This window comes from Actinoplanes sp. ATCC 53533, assembly GCF_003947245.1.
Map to the genome: position 1 here is coordinate 87,011 of NZ_QHHV01000031.1, position 17,374 is coordinate 104,384.

The following is a 17,374-nucleotide window of genomic DNA, read 5'->3' on the forward strand; positions in this document are numbered from 1 at the left end:
AATAGCTCTGATCGTTTCTGTCTGATCGACCATTGACGTGTCTTCTTGTGAGCGGTTTACTCCGTAACGAGTCGGTCATCTGGCCGACATCTGAGTTGGCCGACGAGATTCTGCCCCAGGTCCGCCGTCTCGAGGCTGCGGCGCGGTGCGGAGATCGCACCTGATGACCCGAGGAGTCGCGACGCGGATGAACGGACTGCGAGCAAGACGGTGGATGGCGGGCTGCGCCGCGCTGACGGCTGTGCTGGGCTGGGGCCTGGTGGCGCCGCCGGCCGCTGCCGCCGCCGAGGACCCGGTCGAGGTGGTGGTGGACGGGCTCAACGTCCACAAGGACAACGTGAACGGCCTGCCCTACAAGGGATTCGGGCTGATCAGCGCGAACAGCACGAGCAACCTGCTGATGGACTACAAGGCCGAGCATCCCGCGCAGTACTGGCAGCTCATCGACGTGCTGTTCGGCGGGCCGAACCCGCTCATCAACCACGTGAAGATGGAGATGGGCTCGGACACCAACAACTCCACGGGTTCGGACGCCGCGACGATGCGCACGGCCACCGAGCTCGCCGACGCCTCCCGGTCGCCGGGATTCCAGCTGGCGGCGGACGCCAAGACGGTCAATCCGGGGCTGAAGGTCTCGATCCTGCGCTGGACCATGCCGTACTGGGTGCAGACGGCGTGGAATGCGGGCACCGGTCGCGACGAGATGTATCAGTGGTACAAGGAGACCATCCTCGACGCGTACCAGAAGTACGGGTACATGGTCGATTACGTCAATCCGGATACCAACGAGACGACGAACCCGGACATCTCATTCATCAAGTACTACAAGAACGCGATCCTGGCCGACACGGACTTCGCGAACCCGCGGTACGGCATTCCCGCGGACCAGCAGGCGGCGGTCGAGGCGGCGTACCAGAAGATCAAGATTGTCGCGTCGGACGAGAACCAGACCAAGAACATCGGGCCCGCTCTGCTCAATGACGCTGACCTGTTCGGGATGGTCGACGCGGTCGGATACCACTACAACACGGACGACCGCTACGACGGGGCCACCACCAGCAACACCTACGAGCCGTACACCAAGCTGGCGACCAGCCGGGACAAGGAGGTCTGGTACAGCGAGGGCGTGGGCTCGTTCGGCTTCACCGACTACCGGGTCAACAACACCGAGGGCCCCGGCGGAGCGAGCACCGGCATCGGCGGCCTGCAGAGCGCGCTGGACCTCGCCAACCGCAGCGTCAAGGGCTACTACCGGTCCAAGCGGACGCACTACATCTTCCAGCCCGCGATCGGCGCGTTCTACGAGGGCGCGCAGTACAGCCACAAGGAGCTCCTCAGCGCGCGTGACCCGTGGTCGGGTGCCATCCACTACGACGCGGCCATGTACGTGATGGGGCACTTCACCAAGTTCGCCAAGACCGGCTGGGAGAACGAGGCGAACACCGCGGGCATCTGGCGCACCGTGCCCGAGGCCAGCTACAGCGGGGTCAGCGGCACCGAGAACATCGACGGCACCAACGGCGCCGCGAGCTACCTGACCCTCGCCGACCCGGACAAGCGCGACTTCTCCACGATCGCGGTCAACGACAGCGACCAGACCAAGACGTACCGCGTCAAGGCGCGGAACATGAACCTCGGCGCGGACCCGGCGGCGGAGCTCTGGGAGACCCGGGCGGCCGACGCCGGGCAGGCCGCCGACGCCAACTTCCTGCACCTGGCCACGGAGCTGCAGCCCGCCGCCGACGGCTACTACACCTTCCAGGTCAAGCCGCGGTCGGTCGTCACCTTCACCACGCTCGACAAGAGCGCCGATCCCGCGATGGCGCAGCGGCTGCCGCAGTCCCTGCCCCGCACGGTCCTGGACACCGACGCGACCGGCAAGAACCACAAGACCGACGACGCGATCCTGTACGCCGACGACTTCGACTACGCCCAGGAGGGTCCCGTCGAGGTCGGCGTCGGCAACGGCGCGAGCCGGCAGCGCCAGCCCTACCTGGCCTCGCGGGGCAACGAGCCGCGCTACCTGGTCGACCAGACCGGGGCCTGGGAGGTGAGCGACGGCAAGCTGGTCCAGCATCTGGACCAGTCCATGAAGGACACCGGGGCGTGGAACAGGAACAACCCGAACACGCTCGTCGGGGACTTCCGGTGGCAGAACTACAAGGCCGGCGTCGACGTCTCGTTCCCCGACGCCGCGGGCGGGTCCGCCGGCCTGGGCGTGCGCCAGCAGACCGGGATGGGCGTCAACGACCCCGCCTACAACCTCCGGATCAACCGGGCCGGCGCGTGGACGTTCGCCAAGCACGGCACGACCGTCGCGAGCGGCACGCGGACCGCGGCCAACGCCTACAGCCTCGCCGTCGAGGCCAAGGGCGCGACCATCACCGCGTTCGTGAACGGCACGGCGGTGCACAGCTATGTGGACCCGGCGCCCGAACTGGCCGGCCGGGTCAACCTCTCCAGCGACTTCTACCAGACCGGCTTCGACAACCTGAGGGTCGAGAAGGTCAACGGCTTCACCCCGTACGCGGTCTCGCTGGTCGACAACATGGACAGCTCGATCGCGTACGCCGGGACGTGGAGTCGCAAGGCCGCGGCGGGCGACGCGCTGGACTGGCACCGGTCGACCTCGACCAGCTCGACCGCGGGTTCGTCGGTCACGGTGGGTTTCACCGGCACCGGCCTCGACGTGATCGGCGCCAACACCGGCACCGGCACGCTGGACGTCTCCGTCGACGGGGTGCCGCTCGCCACGAGCGCGGCGACCCTCAGCTCCGGCAAGCGTCAGGCCACCTACACGCTGCGCGGGCTTCCCGACGGCGCGCACACGGCCACCTTCGTGCTGCGGTCGGGCACGCTCGTGCTCGACGCGTTCACCGCGACCTCCGGCGACGTGGACGGCGCCGTCGACACGACCCCGATCCGCACCGCGCTGACCGCGGTCGGTACGCCGGTGCAGAGCGAATACTCGCCGCAGTCCTGGGCGGTCTTCGCCGCGACCAGGGCCCAGGCGACGGCGGCCCTGCCCGGCCGACCGGGCCTGGACACCATCGGGGTCGCCCAGCTCGCGGCCCGGCTCGAGTCGGCGTTCGCCAACCTGCAGCGCGCGGACATCACCGACACGAAGCGGGACCTGGGCCTCGCGGGCGCCCTCCGGACCACGGACGACCTGCCGGCGGCGGTCACGATCGACGGCCAGCCGCACCAGGTCACCTGGACGGCCGCCAGCCGGAGCGCGGCGCGCACCGCCTACGCGACGGTGTCGGTGGAGGGCTGGACGAACGACGCCTACGTGGACGGCAAGAAGCAGGCGTTCACCGCCCGCTACGAGGTCGTTCCCGCGTCGCTGGTCTACTACATCGACGGGGGCCTGGCCGCCGGCCAGAGCTCGCCGCAGTTCCAAGCGGTCAAGGCCGCCGACGCCGGTTCGGGGCTGCGCAACGGCACCGCCGACCAGATCTCGACCGCGGCCGACGTGTGGGGCTACGTCAACGACGGCATCAACATCAAGGGGAGCACGGACGCCGGCGAGAAGTACTCGACCGGGTACTGGGCGGGCAGCAACAAGACGGTCCGCTACCGGCTGCCGCTCGACCCGGGTCAGTACGTGCTGACCTCCGGCTTCACCGAGTGGTACGGGCAGACCCGGCCCATGTCGGAGACGGTCACGATCGGCGGCACCACCGTGACCGGCACCGCGATCAGCCTCACCGCGGCCAGCACCCGGGCCACCGGCACGGTATCGTTCACCGTCACCACGCCGACGGTCGTGACCTTCACGGTGGCGAAGACCGGATCGCAAGATCCGGTCATCAGCTGGCTGGCCGTCGCGAAGACGGTCGACCTGGGTGTGGCGGGCTCGCTGCCCGCCGGGTCGGCCCTGCCGGCGACCGTCACCATCGCCGGCGCGGCGGTGCCCGTGACCTGGGACCGGGCGAGCGCGGCGAAGGCGACCGTGGCCTACGAGACGCTGAGCCTGACCGGAACGGCGACCATCGACGGCGTCAAGACGGCCGTCGCGGTCCGCTACGAGGTCGTGCCCACCGCACCGCTGGCCTATTTCATCGACTCCGGCGTGGCCGGCGGCCAGACGTCACCCGCCTACGAGACCGTCAAGGCGTCGGCGGCCGGCGCGGGCCTGCGCAACGCCACGGCCGACCAGGTGTCCACCGCGAGCGATGTCTGGGGCTACCTGGCCGACGGGACCACCGTCAAGACGGAGGTCGACCTGAACGACAAGTACTCCACCGGCCTGTGGGCGGGCGCCGGCAAGCCGACCGAGTACAACCTGCCGCTCGCCCCCGGCGTCTACGAGCTGACCGCCGGCTTCAACGAATGGTGGGGCCAGACCCGGCCGATGACCGAGTCGGTGACGTTCACCGACGTCCATGGCGAGCAGGAGACTGTCACCGGCTCGGACGTGACGATCAGCGGCGCCACGCCACGGGCCACCGGCAAGGTCACCTTCACCCTGCACGCGCCGGCGACGGTCCGCTACACGGTCGCCAAGGCCACGACCCAGGACCCGGTCATCAGCTGGCTCGCCGTCGCCCGGACCGGCGACGCGACCACCGCCCCCGGCGCACCGGCGAACGTCACGGCCGTCGCCGCCGACACCACCGCCCACGTCAAGTGGTCGGCACCGGCGTCGGACGGCGGGACACCGATCACGGGCTACGCCGTGACGGCCAAGCCGGGCGGCGCCACCTGCGAAACCACGGGTGCGACCGAGTGCGAGGTCACCGGACTGCAGAACGGCACGGCCTACACCTTCACCGTCGTGGCGCACAACGAACTGACCGGTTCGCCGGCCTCGGCGCCCTCCGCCGCGGTCACACCCTTCTGGATCCCCAAGGCCGTCGCCATCGCCGGCTCGGCACAGGTGACGATCGGGCAACGGACGACCCTGGTGGCGACCGTCGACCCGGAGCCGGCCGACCAGTCGGTGACCTGGCAGTCATCGAACCCGGCGGTGGCCACGGTCTCCACCGGCGGCGTGGTGACCGGCGTGGCGTACGGCCAGGCAGTCATCACGGCGACCTCCGTCGCGGCGCCGCGGATATCGGCCTCGCACGCGGTCGCGGTGCTGCCGGCAGCGTGGTCGCCGACCGCGACCTATGTCGCCGGTGACCGGGTGCTGCACGACGGCCGGGTCTTCCAGGCACAGTGGTGGACCCAGGGGCAGATCCCGGGCGCCTCGCCGTGGAGCGCCTGGGCGGAGCTGGGCGTCCCGGTCGGTTGCCGGACCGGCAGCTACGCCTCCTGGACGGCGTCGTGGATCTACACCGGCGGCGAGGTCGTACAGCACCAGGGCCACCTCTGGCAGGCGAAGTGGTGGACGCGCAACCAGGCGCCCGGCGGCGCGTACGGTCCCTGGCAGGACCTGGGCGACTGCTGAGTTCCGGTTGACTGCGGCGGGGCGGCGAGATGCCGCCCCGCCCGGTCGCCGCCAGGCGATCAGCTTGGCGGGTATCCATTGGCCCGCAGCGTGCGCACCCGATCGGCGAGCTCGTCAGCCACGCTCATTCGACCACTCGCGCCATCGGGTTCGGTTGGCCCCGGTCGTCGAGTATCCCGGGGAACTGCAGGTCACCGGAGGCGTAGGCGAGGCAACGCTCGGTCAGCTCTGCCGCCATGCCGTTGTGCTCGGCGAGGAAGCGGATCCACTCCGGCAGCACCGCGATGATCTCGACGGCGAAATCGTTCTGGTAGTAGCCCCGCAGGTGCAGCACGATCTGGGCCACCTTGTGCGGCGAGCAGAACGGATACAGCGTGGGGTGATGCTGCGGGGACCAGGACTCGGCCATCTCCACGGCGAGTTCGTCGGCCCCGGCCGGGCTCCCGCCGGAGCCGTCGCCGGCCGGTCCGTCGGGGTAGCCGAGCTCCCGCAGTCGCCGGGCGAACCGAGCCCCGGCCTCGTCAGCCGTCAGCCGTTCGGAAACCGGCTCGGGCAGCCCGCGAACGGCGTCCTTGACGGTCCCGCCAAGCCGCCGACCGCGCAGGAACTCGGCGTACTGCTCCTGGCTCTCCCCGCCGATCCGGGCGCTTTCGACCTGGCCCCGCAGGAGATCGCCCAGCGTCGCCTTGTCATCCAGCGGTGTCAGCGCTGCCACGCCGGCTGCGGCCTGCCCCACCGATTCGCGCCAGGCCGCCAGCGCGGACTCGGCCGACGGGTGGAAGCCGCTGTCCACGGTGGCCACTTCGTAGCCGCAGGTGTCCACGTCCCACAGATACCACCGGTCCGGGCCGCCGGCCGACGCGAACGGCGCGACCACCGCCCAACGGACGCCGTAAGCATCGCGCGCCCACAACACCGGGCCGGTCACGGCGCGCCCTCCTGCGACGAGCTTCGCCTCCAGGGCCCCGACGTGCTCGGCGACCAGGTCGCGCGCGGACTCGCTCAGCGGGAACGGCAGCACGCCGGCGACAATCGTCAGCAGCCGCTGAAGAACCGCGACGTCGGCACCGGCCGCCGCGTGCAGCCTCTCGTCGATCGCCGACAGCAGCGCGCCGACCATGTCCTCCGGGTTGACCCTGTCCGCCACGGCGGCACCCTCGTACTGGATCATCGCGGCGCCGTAGCGGACGCACAGGTCGTCCTCGATGTCGTCGTCGGACCACCCGGGAGCGGCGGCGGTCAAGGCATCGATCATCGCCCCGGCCGCGTCTCCGGCCAGCGCGGTGCGGTGCTCATTGAGCCTGCGGCGGCGTTCGAACAAGTCATCGAAGGCGCCGGCCAGGGAGGCCTTGCTCGGGGTCGGGCCCGAGGGCCGCCGACCGGACTGCGACTTCTTCTTCCGCTTGCGAGACACGGGCACCGCGGCAGATTAATCCAGGGGTACGCGACGACGCGATGCCCCGTTGGAGTGATGGCTGGTCCCATGCCCGAGGCAGCTTTCAGGCCTGGGCGCGGCCGGGCTTCCTCGAATTGTCCGCGGGATGGGGTGCGAACGACCACCACCACGCCTGCTCCGCCTTCGATACGGTCGGCGTGACGCCGGTTCGGGATTGACCGAGGAGTGGCGGCGGCCGGCGGTGGGAGAGGAGTGGCGTGCGCGGCTTGGCAAAGACCGTCGTTTCGGTCACCATCCTGTTCGCGGTGGCGGCGTGCTCCGGGACTCCCCGGGAAACGCGCACGCCGAGTCCCGCGGACGACGGGCTGAACGTCGCGGACTGCCTGGCGCAGCCTGAGTCGGCCGCCACCGGCGGTAGCTGGAGCGAGGTCGCCTGCGACGATCCGGTGGCGATCGCCGAGGCGACCGCGGTCGAGAGCCTCCCCGGCGGCATCGCGGGCGCCATGGCCGAACCGGACTGCCCGGCCGGGACGGACTACGCCCTGCGCGCCACCGACTTCCGGCCTGTGGGTAGAGACGTGAGCTGGAGTTTCGTGTGCGCCCGCAACCTCAAGCCACCCCACCCGGGGGATCCGGGCGGGGGAGGAGGCCCGGACATCGTGGCCGGGGACTGCGTGCACACCACGGAAAACCTCGCCGCCGTCAAGGAGACCCGCTGCGACGGCAAGGGCAAACTCAAGCCGACGCACAAGGTGACCATGGTGGCGACCGCGATCTGTCCCCCGGGCAACGACGTGTCCATCAAGGTCGGTCGTGCGCAGTTCGGCCAGCCGCTCAGCCAGAAGGTCGCCTGCGCGAAGGCCCTCTGACTCTCATCCTGAACGGCCACTGGCCCGCCTCGACAGCATCATCGCCCAGGATCCCGACGTCGTCACCGTCCGCGCCGAGCCTCAGTCTTGGGCGCGGGCGATCCCGTCCAGGAGGAGGTCGATCGTGAATTCGAACTCGACCTGGCTGTCGCACCAGCCGAGCGTGGGGTCGGCTGCGTCGTGGGTCTCGGCCGCCATCATCGCCGTCAGGTGGGGGAGGGCTTCGGCCATCGCGGACAGCTCTTCCTCCGCGGCGTCCACGTCGGTGTCGCCCCCCGCCGAGGCCGGGCTGAAGATCTCCTGCGCGAATCCCAGGGCCAGGCTGCCGAACGCGTGCAGCGCCCGGTGCGCGATCCGGTGCGAGAATCCGCCGTTGATCAGGGTGGCCACTATCGCGTCGTAGTAGGCGTACACGCCGAACGGGATGGTCTTGCGGGAGCTGAGCAGCCCGGGGGCCCACGGGTGGCGCAGCATGATTTCGCGGGCGGCCAGGAATCGGCGCCGCAGGCCCGTACGCCAGTCGTTGTTCGTCTCGGCGAGCGCGACCTCGGCGTTGATCTCGTTGATGACGGTTTCGACGAGGCCGTCGAGCAGGCCTTCCTTGCCGGGCAGGTGGTAGTAGAGCGACATCGCCTCGACGCCGAGGTCGGCGGCGAGGCGGCGCATCGTCAGCGCCTTGAGTCCGGCTGTGTCCGCCAGCGCTACCGCTGCCGCCAGCGTTCGCTCGCGGCTCAGCGGCTCGCGAGACGTCTTGGCTCCCATTGTCCTCCTTGACCTCGGCCTGTACCTTACATCGTATGGTTACCTTACAACGTAAGATTCCCCGCCAGGACCTGGCCCGGACGACCGGCCTGCTCTATCTCGGCCTCGCCGTCACCGGCCTGTTCGGCTTCCTGCTCATCCGTTCGCAGCTCTTCGTCGCCGGCGACGCCGCCGCGACCCTGGCCCGGCTGGTCGAGCGCGAGGGGCTCGCCCGCGCCGGGGTCGCCTTCGAGCTGCTCATCGTGCTGACCCAGGCGCTCACCGCGGTCTGGTTCTACCGGCTCTTCCGGGAGGTCGACGCGGTGGCCGCCGGCAGCATCGCCGCCTTCGGGCTCGTCAACGCGGTCGCGATCCTGGGCAGCGCGGCCCTGCTCGCGACCGCGGCCGAGGTCGCGCTGCACCCGGTCGGCGACGGCGCCGCGAGCGTTCAGGTTCTGTACCTGGTCAGCGGTCACCTGTGGACGGCGGGCGGGCTGTTCTTCGGGCTCTGGCTCATCCCGATGGGCTGGTGTGTGCTCCGGTCGGGACGGATGCCCCGGCCGCTGGGCTGGGTTCTCATCGGCGGCGGCGTCGGCTATGTGCTGAGCCCGTTCGTCGCCTACCTCGTTCCCGGGGCCGGGGTGCTCGCCGATGTTCTTGCCGTGCCCGCGTCCGTGGGCGAGTTCTGGATCATCGGATACCTGCTCATCCGTGGCGCCGGGCGGGTGGCCGGCACGGCGTCGTGACCACTGCCGGTCAGCGGGTTGTCACCCGTTCGGGGTGGTCAGGGCCGATCCGGTGCGGGCGCCGGCCGGTCGCGGGGCAAACCGGGCGAATCCATTGTTGCGGCCGCGCCGGACCGGGGACACCGGGGCCGGGGGCGGCGTGGGGCTCGGCGGCGCGACGGAGAGCGCGGGCAGCGGCTGGGACGGCTTGCCGGGCATCGCGACCGTGGCCCGCGGCAGGCTCGGCGCCACTGTGGCCGGCGGTGGGCTGGGCGCCGGCGGCGTCGGCGCGGTGTAGCTGCCGGTCGGCTCGTCCGGGCCGGGCGTCCAGCGTGACCGGCATTTCAGCAGCACACCCGAGACGGCGCAGATCATCAGCACGCCCATCAGGACCATCGTCTGCGTCATGCCGCCACGACCTTCCGCTCCACGCCCGAGCCGTTGGTTATCTAGCCAATGACGGTAGCAGCGCACACCTCTTCAACCAATTGTCCGGCTCGCCGGGGTGGCTCGCGGCGGCCGGCGCGGATCGGCGGGATTGTGCCTATCCTTTGCGGATGAAGCCTTCCTCGCCGGAGCCCGGCTTCGGCGGCTATCTCAAGGAAGCGATCCAGGCGGCGCGGTTCCCGACACCCACCCACTTCGCCCGGGCCGCCGGCACCGACCCCTCCGTCGTCCTGCGCTGGCTCAGCGGCGAGCAGCGGCCCACCATCAGGTCCATCGAGCGGATCGCTCCCGTGCTGGGCCGCGGCATCAACGAGATCGTGGTGGCCGCCTACCCCGACCGGGTCGGCGGTGCGCAGCCGGCTCCGCCGGTCACCCATCCGCTCGTGCACGAGCTGGGCCGGATCCTCGCCCCGGATTCCCCGATCCCGGAGGCCGACCGGGCGGCGCTCGAGGTGGTGCTCGATCGCATGCTCGATCCGTACCGCAGGGTCCTGCGCCGCCGCAGGTCAGCCTGACCACTCGGGGGTGTCGCGCCGGGCTGCGGATGTCCGTAATCTCGGACCATGACTGAGCGTGCCCGCGCCGATCATGGATCCATCGTGGGCGGACTGCACCTCCAGCTGAGCAAACTGCTGCTCGGCTCCCTCGTCGCCGCGGTGGCCGCGACCGGCGCGCTCATCGTCACGATGGTCGTCGGGTTGCCGCCGGCGCACCCGCCGCCCGGCCCCGGCGTCATGCCGCCGCCTCCGCCCAACCTCACGGCGCTCGCCGTCTTCCCGGTGATCACCGGGCTGTTCGTGCTGGCCTGGCTCGCGGTCGTGGTGGCGTTCTCACGCGACCAGATCCTGCGCCGGATCGAGCAGCTGCGGGCCGGGCCGGGCCCCGACGGCCCGCAGTTCGACCAGCTCATCGCCGAGCTGCGGGCGCAGCTCGCCGCCGACCGCGAGCGGGAGCTGCAGCTGCTCGAGGGACGCATCGCGGAGCTGACCGAGGAGTACGGCGAGCAGCGCGAAACCGACGGCTACCTCAACGGCATGCGCGTGGCGACCGGCGAGGAGCCCGTACCGGAGAAGGTCCGTTCCATCCGCCGGGCCCCGCCGCGGCGCTGACCGTCCGAGTGATTCGAGCGCCCCGTCCGTTTCCGGGGCCCTTCTCCCGGGGTAGAGGAAGATCAGGAACATTCCCGAGCCGAAGGGTCAGCGAAGATGGTGACCGTACGTCTGTGCACCACCCGGTCCGTGTCCGCCCCACGGCAGGAGGTGCGGCGATGAGCGCTGTCGCGAATCCCGCCACCGTCGACGAGTGCCTGCGCGTCGGCACCGGCTTCTCCCAGGGCGACCGGAACTGGATCGCCGAGCAGTTCGGCACGCTCGACGCCCGGCTGGCCGCGTTCCACGCCGACACGACCGCGCTCGAGGTGTCGGTCAAGGACCGCGAGGCCCGCGGCCAGAAGGTCACCCTGGAGTGCTGGATCGCCGGCCGGCAGAAGGTCGTCACCACCTCCGCCGAGGACGACCTGCACGCCGCGCTCAACGACGTGCGCGACGACCTGCGCCGCAAGCTCAACGACGCGAAGACCAAGCAGGAGCCGCGGCACAACCGTCACCTGCGGGAGCACGCGCTGCCCGACAGCACCGCGATCGACGAGGGTGACCTGCTGAAGAACGACGAGATCCCCGGGGCCTGAGCCAGCCCGGGGGCGTGCTGCCCGCCGGTCATCCCGGCGGGTGGTACGCCGAGAGCGGATGCGCCCTTGACCTGAAGCCGGGTCGAGGTCGCAGAGTGACCACCATGATCGATCCGCTGGTTTCCGTCCGCCTCGCCCGCCCGTGCCGTGACCTCGCCGCCGTGCGCCGCTTCTACGTCGACGGCCTCGGCCTCGAGGTGCTCTACGAGGGCTCGGGCGCGCACGACATCGTCATGCTCGGCTGGCCCCGGGCCTCCTGGCATCTGGAGCTGGTCGGCGGCCCGCACCTGTCGGTGTCGCCGGCGCCGACCGAGCAGGACCTGCTGGTGCTCTATCTGGCCGGACCGGTCGACGACGATCTGGTACGGCGGCTGGCGGCGCACGGCGGCACCCGGGTGACCCAGGGGGACTACTGGGACCGGTGGGGCGTGACAGTGGCCGACCCGGACGGATATCGGCTCGTTCTTTCCACCCGAAGCTGGTAGCCGGCGGCAGAAAATCCAAGAAAATTTCGTGCCCGGTAAGAAGGCCCGCACCCGACGGCCCATCCGGATGGTGATCAGGGCCGCGCGCTTCGCACAGTGGGGCATGAGCCTGACCCTCGCCCCTGGAACAGCCTGGAATGATGTCCTCGCCCGGGTCGCGGCCGCCGCGCCCGAGGCCCTCACGGCCGATCGGCTGCGCAACCTGTACGCCGGCCGGTGGCATGACGTCGGCACGCCGGCCGAGCTGCGTACCCCCGTGGACGGCACCCTGCTCACCCACCTGGCCAAGGTCGATGCCGGCACGGCGGCCGAGGCCGTGCGGGCCGCGACGGCGGCCCATGCGCGCTGGTCGGCGACGCCGCTCGCCGAGCGCAAGGCCCGCGTCGCGGCCGCCGTCGAGGCCCTGACCCTGCACCGTGACCTGCTGGCCCTGACCCTGGCCTGGGAGATCGGCAAGCCGTGGCGGCTGGCCTGCGCCGACGTCGACCGGGCACTGGACGGCGTCCGCTGGTACGCCGAGCAGATCGACCGGCAGGTCGCCGGCCGCGAATCGCTGCCCGGTCCGGTCAGCAACATCGCCTCCTGGAACTACCCGATGAGCGTGCTCGTGCACGCGGAACTGGTGCAGTTGCTGGCCGGCAACGCGGTCATCGCCAAGACCCCGTCGCAGGGCGGCGCCGTCTGCCTGACGCTGGCGCACGCCCTGATGGCCCGGGCCGGGCTGCCGGTGACGCTGCTTTCCGGCAGCGGCGAGGAACTCTCCGAGGTGCTGGTCCGGGCGCCGGAGATCGGCGCGGTCGCGTTCGTCGGCGGCCGCTCCAACGGCGGCAAGGTCGCTGCCGCGCTGCTCGACTCCGACAAGCGGCACTTCATCGAGCAGGAGGGCCTCAACGCCTGGGGGATCTGGGAATTCTCCCAGTGGGACCGGCTCGCCGGGCACCTGCGCAAGGGCTTCGAGTACGGCAAGCAGCGCTGCACGGCGTACCCGCGTTTCGTGGTGCAGCGGGACCTGGTCGACGCGTTCCTGGACGTCTACCTGCCGGTGGTCAAGGGCATCCGGTTCGGGCACCCGCTCGCGGTCGAGGCCGCCGGTGACCCGCTGCCCGAGCTCGACTTCGGGCCGCTGATCAGCGCGGCCAAGGCCGATGAGCTGCGCCGCAAGGTCGACGAGGCGATCCGCGGCGGCGCGGTGCCGCTGCACCGCGGCGCGCGCACGGCGGGCCGGTTCCTGGAAGGCCAGGACACCAGCGCGTACGTGGCGCCCACCGCGCTGCTGGCACCGCCGGGACGGTCGCGGCTCATGCACGCCGAACCGTTCGGCCCGGTCGACACGATCATCGTGGTGGACACCGAGGACGAGTTGCTGTCGGCGATGAACGCCAGCAACGGCGCGCTGGTCGCCAGCCTCGCCGTGGACGACGAGGAACTGGCGGCCAAGCTGGCCCAGGACGTACAGGCCTTCAAGGTCGGCATCAACCGGCCGCGCTCCCGCGGCGATCGCGACGAGTGCTTCGGCGGCCGCGGCGCCTCCTGGAAGGGCGCCTTCGTCGGCGGCGACCTGCTGGTGCACGCGGTCACGGTGGGCGAGCCCGGCGAGCGCCTGTACGGCAACTTCCCGGACTACAGCAGCTACCCGCCCGACATGTGAGCGGATGCCTGCAGCAGACTGTTCGCCGTGGCCAGGACGATGCGGATCAGCACGCGCAACGCGACCTTCCAGCAGTGGCAGGCCCTGCTGACCAACCGGAGCAAGCGGCAGCACGCCGGTGAGTTCCTGGTCCAGGGCGTACGCCCGATCTCCCTGGCGGTGGAACGCGGCTGGGAGATCCGGGTGCTGCTGGCCTCGGACGGGCCCGGCCTGTCCAAGTGGGGGCGCGAGGTCATCGACAACGCCGGCGCGCCGCGGGCCGTGGTCGCCGCCGAGCTGATGCGTGAGCTGGGCGGCAAGGACGAGGACACGCCCGAGTTGCTGGCCGTGGTGGGCATGCCCCCGGACGACCTGACCCGCATCGGGGCCGGCGCCGGCCTGCTGGCGGTGGTCTTCGACCGGCCGACCACGCCGGGCAACATCGGCACGCTGGTGCGCTCGGCGGACGCCTTCGGCGCATCCGGGGTGATCGTCACCGGGCACGCCGCCGACCCGTACGACCCCAAGGCGGTCCGGGCCAGCACCGGCTCGCTCTTCGCCCTGCCGGTGGTGCGGGCGGCGAGCCACCGCGAGGTGCTCGACTGGGCCGGTGACCTGCGCGCGGACGGGGTGGCCGTCCAGGTCGTCGGCACCGACGAACGCGGCCCGGTGGAGATCGCCGAGCACGACCTGAGCGGGCCGACCGTGCTGGCGGTCGGCAACGAGACGCACGGCCTGAGCGCCGCCTGGCGGGAAGCCTGTGACCAGATGGTCCGGATTCCGATCACCGGGGCGGCCAGTTCACTGAACGCGGCCTCGGCGGCGAGCGTCGCGCTCTACGAGGCGGCGCGCCAGCGGAGACTCGGCTGACCGTACGGTCTCAGCATGCTGCCCACGCGCGGCAGCGGATGGCCGGACGTCAATGTTTAGCCCGAGCTAAAGTTCTCCGCGGCGTGGCTGGCCATGGAGAGCAAGCGGAGGGAGGCGTGATGACGGAGTTTCACGACTGGGATGACGTTCGTGCCGAGTTGCATGACGGCGACGATGCTGCCCTCGTCGCCGAGCGTGCGCGGACGGAAGCCTGGATCTCTGCTTTCCACCTGGCGGAGGAGCGCAAGCGGTTGGGTCTCACTCAGCGCGAGGTCGCCGATCTCATGGGCGTGACGCCCGGCCGGGTCAGCCAGATCGAGAACGGCGATCTCGACGCGAACGAGGTGGCGACGCTCAGCCGGTATGCGCGGGCGCTCGGTGCGCGGATGCGGATCATCTTCGACTACGGCAACGACCTGCGGCAGATCGCCTGACTCTCTGCCGCAGCCGGTCGCCGGATGGGCCGAGGTCGATTGATTGAGCTGCGGAAACTGTCCGGTTGTCGGCAGTGCCGCAGGGGTGCGCGTCAGTAGGCTCAGCCGCGATGGAGCTCCTGGAGCGCGGCGACGCCCTCGCCGATCTTGATGCGCTGCTGGCCGACACGGCCGGCGGCGGGCGGATCGCGGTCGTCTCCGGTGAGGCCGGCGCTGGCAAGTCCAGCCTGGCCACCGCCTTCGCTGCCGCCGCCGGGAGCCGGGCGTGGGTGCTCTGGGGTGCCTGCGACCCGCTGCTCACCCCGCGTGCGCTCGGGCCGTTGCACGACATCGCCCGGCAGGTTGGCGGCGCGTTGCGGGAGCGGATGGCCGCAGGGGAGCGAGGCGCGATCTTCGACGCCCTGCTCGATGCGCTGGACGGGCCACGGCAGCGGCGCCGCCCGGTGGTGGTCATGGAGGATCTGCACTGGGCCGACGAGGCGACCCTTGACCTCGTCGCGTTTCTGGGGCGGCGGCTCGCGCTGTGCCGGGTGCTGCTCGTCCTCACGTACCGTGATGACGAGGTCGGCCCCGATCACCAGCTCCGGAGTGTCCTGGCCGGACTGCCGCGGGCCCTGGTCCGGCGGTTGCCGCTCCCGTCGCTGTCGGCTGCGGCGGTCGGTGAGCTCGCCCGCCGCGCGGGCCGGTCCTCTTCTTCCGTGTACGCGGTGACCGGCGGTAACCCGCTGCTGGTCACCGAGGTGCTCGCCGCCGCCGACTCCGGGGTGCCCGCTACCGTCCGCGATCTCGTGCTGTCCCGCCTCGCCGCGCTGTCGCCCGAGGCGCGGGAGGCCGCCGGTTTCGTGTCCGTCGTGCCGTCGCAGGCCGAGCCCGCGCTGCTCGCCTCGCGCGGCGCCGGGGTCGAGGAGTGCCTCGCCGGTGGCGTGCTCGGCGCCACCGCCGACGGGGTCGCGTTCCGGCACGAGCTGTTGCGGCGGGCGGTGGAGGAGGCGTTGTCGCCGGTGCGTCGGGCGGCGCTGCACGCCGACGTGCTCGCCCTGCTCGCCGGCCGGCCCGGGGTGGATCCGGCCCGGCTCGTGCACCACGCCCACCATGCCGGGGACGCCCCCGCGGTGCTGCGCTGGGCCCCGGTCGCCGCGGTGCGCGCCGCCGGGGTCGGTGCCAACAAGCAGGCCGTCGCCCATTATGAGCTGGCGCTGCGGCACGCCGCCGGTGCGTCCGCGGCCGAGCGGGCCGCCCTGCTGGAGGCGTACGCCACCGTCGGCTACCTGGCCGGGCTGATCGTGGAGGCGCTGCAGGCGCGGCGGCAGGCGCTGTCCCTGCGCGAGCTGGCGGGCGACACGGTCCGGGTCGGCGAGAATCTGCGCTGGCTCTCCCGGCTCAACTGGTGGCGGGGTCACACCGCGCAGGCCCGGGTGGCCGGTGAGCGGGCCGTCGAGGTGCTCGAATCGATCCCGCCCGGCCCGCAGCTCGCGATGGCCTACAGCAACCTCTCCCAGCTGCACATGCTCGCCGGCGAGGGCACCGCGATCGAGTGGGGCGAACGGGCCATCGACCTGGCTCGGCACTTCGGCGACCTCGACACCGAGCTGCACGCCCGGGTCAACGTGGGCTCGACGCGGATGGAGCACGACTTCGAGCGAGGCGGCGTGGAGCTGGAACGCGTCCACGCGATGGCCGCCGCGGCCGGTTTCTCCGACCATGCCACCCGGTCGCTGGCCAACAAGGCGTGCCAGGCGGTCGAGTGGTGCGACTTCGAGGTCGCCGCGGAGGTGCTGGAACGGGTGCTCGACTTCGCCGAGGCCCGCGACCTGGACGGCTATCTCCAGCACCTGCTGGGATACCGCGCCGCGATGCTGCTGGCCCGCGGTGACTGGGCCGGGGCCCGGGCCGACGCGGAGGCGGCCCTGTCCGGCCCGGCCCGGCCGGGTCCGTGCCGCGGCACCGCTCAGGTGGCCCTCGGCCGGTTGCGGTCCCGCTGCGGCGAGGCGGGCGCGGCGGAGATCCTCCACGAAGCCGCGGAGCCCGCCTACGAGGCGAACGAGCTGCAGTTCGTCGGGCAGGTCGCGGTCGGGCTGGCCGAGCACTACTGGATCGCGGGTGATCCGGTCCGCGCGGCCGCCGAGGCGCGCCGCGGGTACGCGCTGGCGCTGCGCGCCGGGCATCCCTGGTTCGCCGGGCAGCTCGCCTACTGGCAGTGGCGGGCCGGCGAGCCGGCGGCGCTGCCCGAGTGGATCGGCAAGCCGCACCGGCTGCTGATCGAGGGAGACTGGCGGGGCGCCGCGGCCGAGTGGGCCGACCGGGGCTGCGACTACGCCCGCGCCGAGGCGCTCAGCTGCGGCGACGAGGAAGCAGTCGGGGAAGCGTTGCGCATCGTGGACGGCCTGGGCGCGGTGGGCACGGCCCGGCGGCTGCGCGCCGAGCTGCGGGACCGGGGTGCGAAGGTGCCGCGCGGGCCGCGCCCGTCGACGGTGGCCGACCCGACCGGGCTCACCGCCCGGCAGCGGGAGGTGCTGACGCTGCTGGCGGAAGGGCTGAGCAACGCCGACATCGCCGCGCGGCTGACCCTGTCGGGCAAGACGGTCGACCATCACGTGTCGGCGGTGCTCGGCAAGCTCGGCGTACCGTCGCGAGGGCAGGCCGCCGCGGCCGCCCACCGCCTGGGCCTGCTGACGCCGCGCTGAACATAGGGAGA

General features: G+C 71.7%; 14 protein-coding genes. 11 read left to right on the top strand and 3 right to left on the bottom strand.

Going from position 1 to position 17,374, the window contains the following annotated elements:
• Window positions 1–187: 187 nt before the first annotated feature.
• Window positions 188–5,398, top strand: a complete 5,211-nt coding sequence (locus tag DMB66_RS12535; protein WP_125804227.1) for a carbohydrate-binding protein — start codon at window positions 188–190, stop codon at window positions 5,396–5,398.
• A gap of 124 nt (window positions 5,399–5,522) precedes the next feature.
• On the opposite strand, the gene DMB66_RS12540 is transcribed toward DMB66_RS12535, so the two are convergent.
• Window positions 5,523–6,818: a hypothetical protein gene (locus DMB66_RS12540; RefSeq protein WP_125804228.1), complete on the bottom strand. Its 1,296-nt coding sequence runs from the start codon at window positions 6,816–6,818 to the stop codon at window positions 5,523–5,525.
• A gap of 233 nt (window positions 6,819–7,051) precedes the next feature.
• Between DMB66_RS12540 and DMB66_RS12545 the strand changes: the two genes are divergently transcribed.
• A complete protein-coding gene (locus DMB66_RS12545) occupies window positions 7,052–7,663 on the top strand; it encodes a hypothetical protein (RefSeq protein WP_125804229.1) in 612 nt (203 codons plus the stop codon).
• Window positions 7,664–7,744: 81 nt separating this feature from the next.
• On the opposite strand, the gene DMB66_RS12550 is transcribed toward DMB66_RS12545, so the two are convergent.
• Window positions 7,745–8,425 (bottom strand): TetR/AcrR family transcriptional regulator, encoded by a 681-nt coding sequence (locus tag DMB66_RS12550; RefSeq protein WP_125804230.1) that lies wholly within the window; start codon window positions 8,423–8,425, stop codon window positions 7,745–7,747.
• Window positions 8,426–8,460: 35 nt separating this feature from the next.
• On the opposite strand from DMB66_RS12550, the gene DMB66_RS12555 reads away from it, so the two are divergent.
• On the top strand, window positions 8,461–9,150 hold the full coding sequence (locus DMB66_RS12555; protein WP_125804231.1) for a DUF4386 domain-containing protein: 690 nt from the start codon (window positions 8,461–8,463) through the stop codon (window positions 9,148–9,150).
• Between the two features lie 21 nt (window positions 9,151–9,171).
• On the opposite strand, the gene DMB66_RS12560 is transcribed toward DMB66_RS12555, so the two are convergent.
• Window positions 9,172–9,537 (bottom strand): hypothetical protein, encoded by a 366-nt coding sequence (locus DMB66_RS12560; protein ID WP_125804232.1) that lies wholly within the window; start codon window positions 9,535–9,537, stop codon window positions 9,172–9,174.
• A 149-nt stretch (window positions 9,538–9,686) separates the two neighbouring features.
• Between DMB66_RS12560 and DMB66_RS12565 the strand changes: the two genes are divergently transcribed.
• The 8 genes from DMB66_RS12565 (at window position 9,687) to DMB66_RS12600 (ending at window position 17,363) form a co-directional block, all read left to right on the top strand.
• The gene (locus DMB66_RS12565; protein WP_125804233.1) at window positions 9,687–10,091 is read left to right on the top strand and encodes a helix-turn-helix transcriptional regulator; all 405 of its coding nucleotides are present in this window, start codon (window positions 9,687–9,689) and stop codon (window positions 10,089–10,091) included.
• 48 nt (window positions 10,092–10,139) lie between these two features.
• Window positions 10,140–10,685: a hypothetical protein gene (locus tag DMB66_RS12570; RefSeq protein ID WP_125804234.1), complete on the top strand. Its 546-nt coding sequence runs from the start codon at window positions 10,140–10,142 to the stop codon at window positions 10,683–10,685.
• A gap of 158 nt (window positions 10,686–10,843) precedes the next feature.
• Window positions 10,844–11,263 carry an HPF/RaiA family ribosome-associated protein gene (locus tag DMB66_RS12575; RefSeq protein ID WP_125804235.1) on the top strand — a complete coding sequence of 140 codons (420 nt, stop codon included), beginning with the start codon at window positions 10,844–10,846 and terminating at the stop codon, window positions 11,261–11,263.
• A 104-nt stretch (window positions 11,264–11,367) separates the two neighbouring features.
• The gene (locus DMB66_RS12580) at window positions 11,368–11,748 is read left to right on the top strand and encodes a VOC family protein (RefSeq protein ID WP_125804236.1); all 381 of its coding nucleotides are present in this window, start codon (window positions 11,368–11,370) and stop codon (window positions 11,746–11,748) included.
• A 103-nt stretch (window positions 11,749–11,851) separates the two neighbouring features.
• Window positions 11,852–13,396, top strand: coding sequence for an aldehyde dehydrogenase family protein (locus tag DMB66_RS12585; protein WP_125804288.1), 1,545 nt, complete (start codon window positions 11,852–11,854; stop codon window positions 13,394–13,396).
• A 27-nt stretch (window positions 13,397–13,423) separates the two neighbouring features.
• The gene (locus tag DMB66_RS12590; RefSeq protein WP_125804237.1) at window positions 13,424–14,245 is read left to right on the top strand and encodes a TrmH family RNA methyltransferase; all 822 of its coding nucleotides are present in this window, start codon (window positions 13,424–13,426) and stop codon (window positions 14,243–14,245) included.
• Window positions 14,246–14,364: 119 nt separating this feature from the next.
• Entirely contained in the window at window positions 14,365–14,679 is a 315-nt protein-coding gene (locus DMB66_RS12595) for a transcriptional regulator (RefSeq protein ID WP_125804238.1), read from the top strand.
• A gap of 110 nt (window positions 14,680–14,789) precedes the next feature.
• A complete protein-coding gene (locus tag DMB66_RS12600; protein WP_125804239.1) occupies window positions 14,790–17,363 on the top strand; it encodes an AAA family ATPase in 2,574 nt (857 codons plus the stop codon).
• Window positions 17,364–17,374 lie beyond the last annotated feature (11 nt).

Bases quoted from the DNA above. Each gene is read 5' to 3' on its own strand.
- DMB66_RS12570 (WP_125804234.1), top strand. From the start codon at position 10,140: ATGACTGAGCGTGCCCGCGCCGATCATGGATCCATCGTGGGCGGACTG.
- DMB66_RS12600 (WP_125804239.1), top strand. From the start codon at position 14,790: ATGGAGCTCCTGGAGCGCGGCGACGCCCTCGCCGATCTTGATGCGCTG.
- DMB66_RS12575 (WP_125804235.1), top strand. From the start codon at position 10,844: ATGAGCGCTGTCGCGAATCCCGCCACCGTCGACGAGTGCCTGCGCGTC.
- DMB66_RS12595 (WP_125804238.1), top strand. From the start codon at position 14,365: ATGACGGAGTTTCACGACTGGGATGACGTTCGTGCCGAGTTGCATGAC.
- DMB66_RS12555 (WP_125804231.1), top strand. From the start codon at position 8,461: ATGGTTACCTTACAACGTAAGATTCCCCGCCAGGACCTGGCCCGGACG.
- DMB66_RS12535 (WP_125804227.1), top strand. From the start codon at position 188: ATGAACGGACTGCGAGCAAGACGGTGGATGGCGGGCTGCGCCGCGCTG.
- DMB66_RS12580 (WP_125804236.1), top strand. From the start codon at position 11,368: ATGATCGATCCGCTGGTTTCCGTCCGCCTCGCCCGCCCGTGCCGTGAC.
- DMB66_RS12550 (WP_125804230.1), bottom strand. From the start codon at position 8,425: ATGGGAGCCAAGACGTCTCGCGAGCCGCTGAGCCGCGAGCGAACGCTG.
- DMB66_RS12560 (WP_125804232.1), bottom strand. From the start codon at position 9,537: ATGACGCAGACGATGGTCCTGATGGGCGTGCTGATGATCTGCGCCGTC.
- DMB66_RS12585 (WP_125804288.1), top strand. From the start codon at position 11,852: ATGAGCCTGACCCTCGCCCCTGGAACAGCCTGGAATGATGTCCTCGCC.
- DMB66_RS12565 (WP_125804233.1), top strand. From the start codon at position 9,687: ATGAAGCCTTCCTCGCCGGAGCCCGGCTTCGGCGGCTATCTCAAGGAA.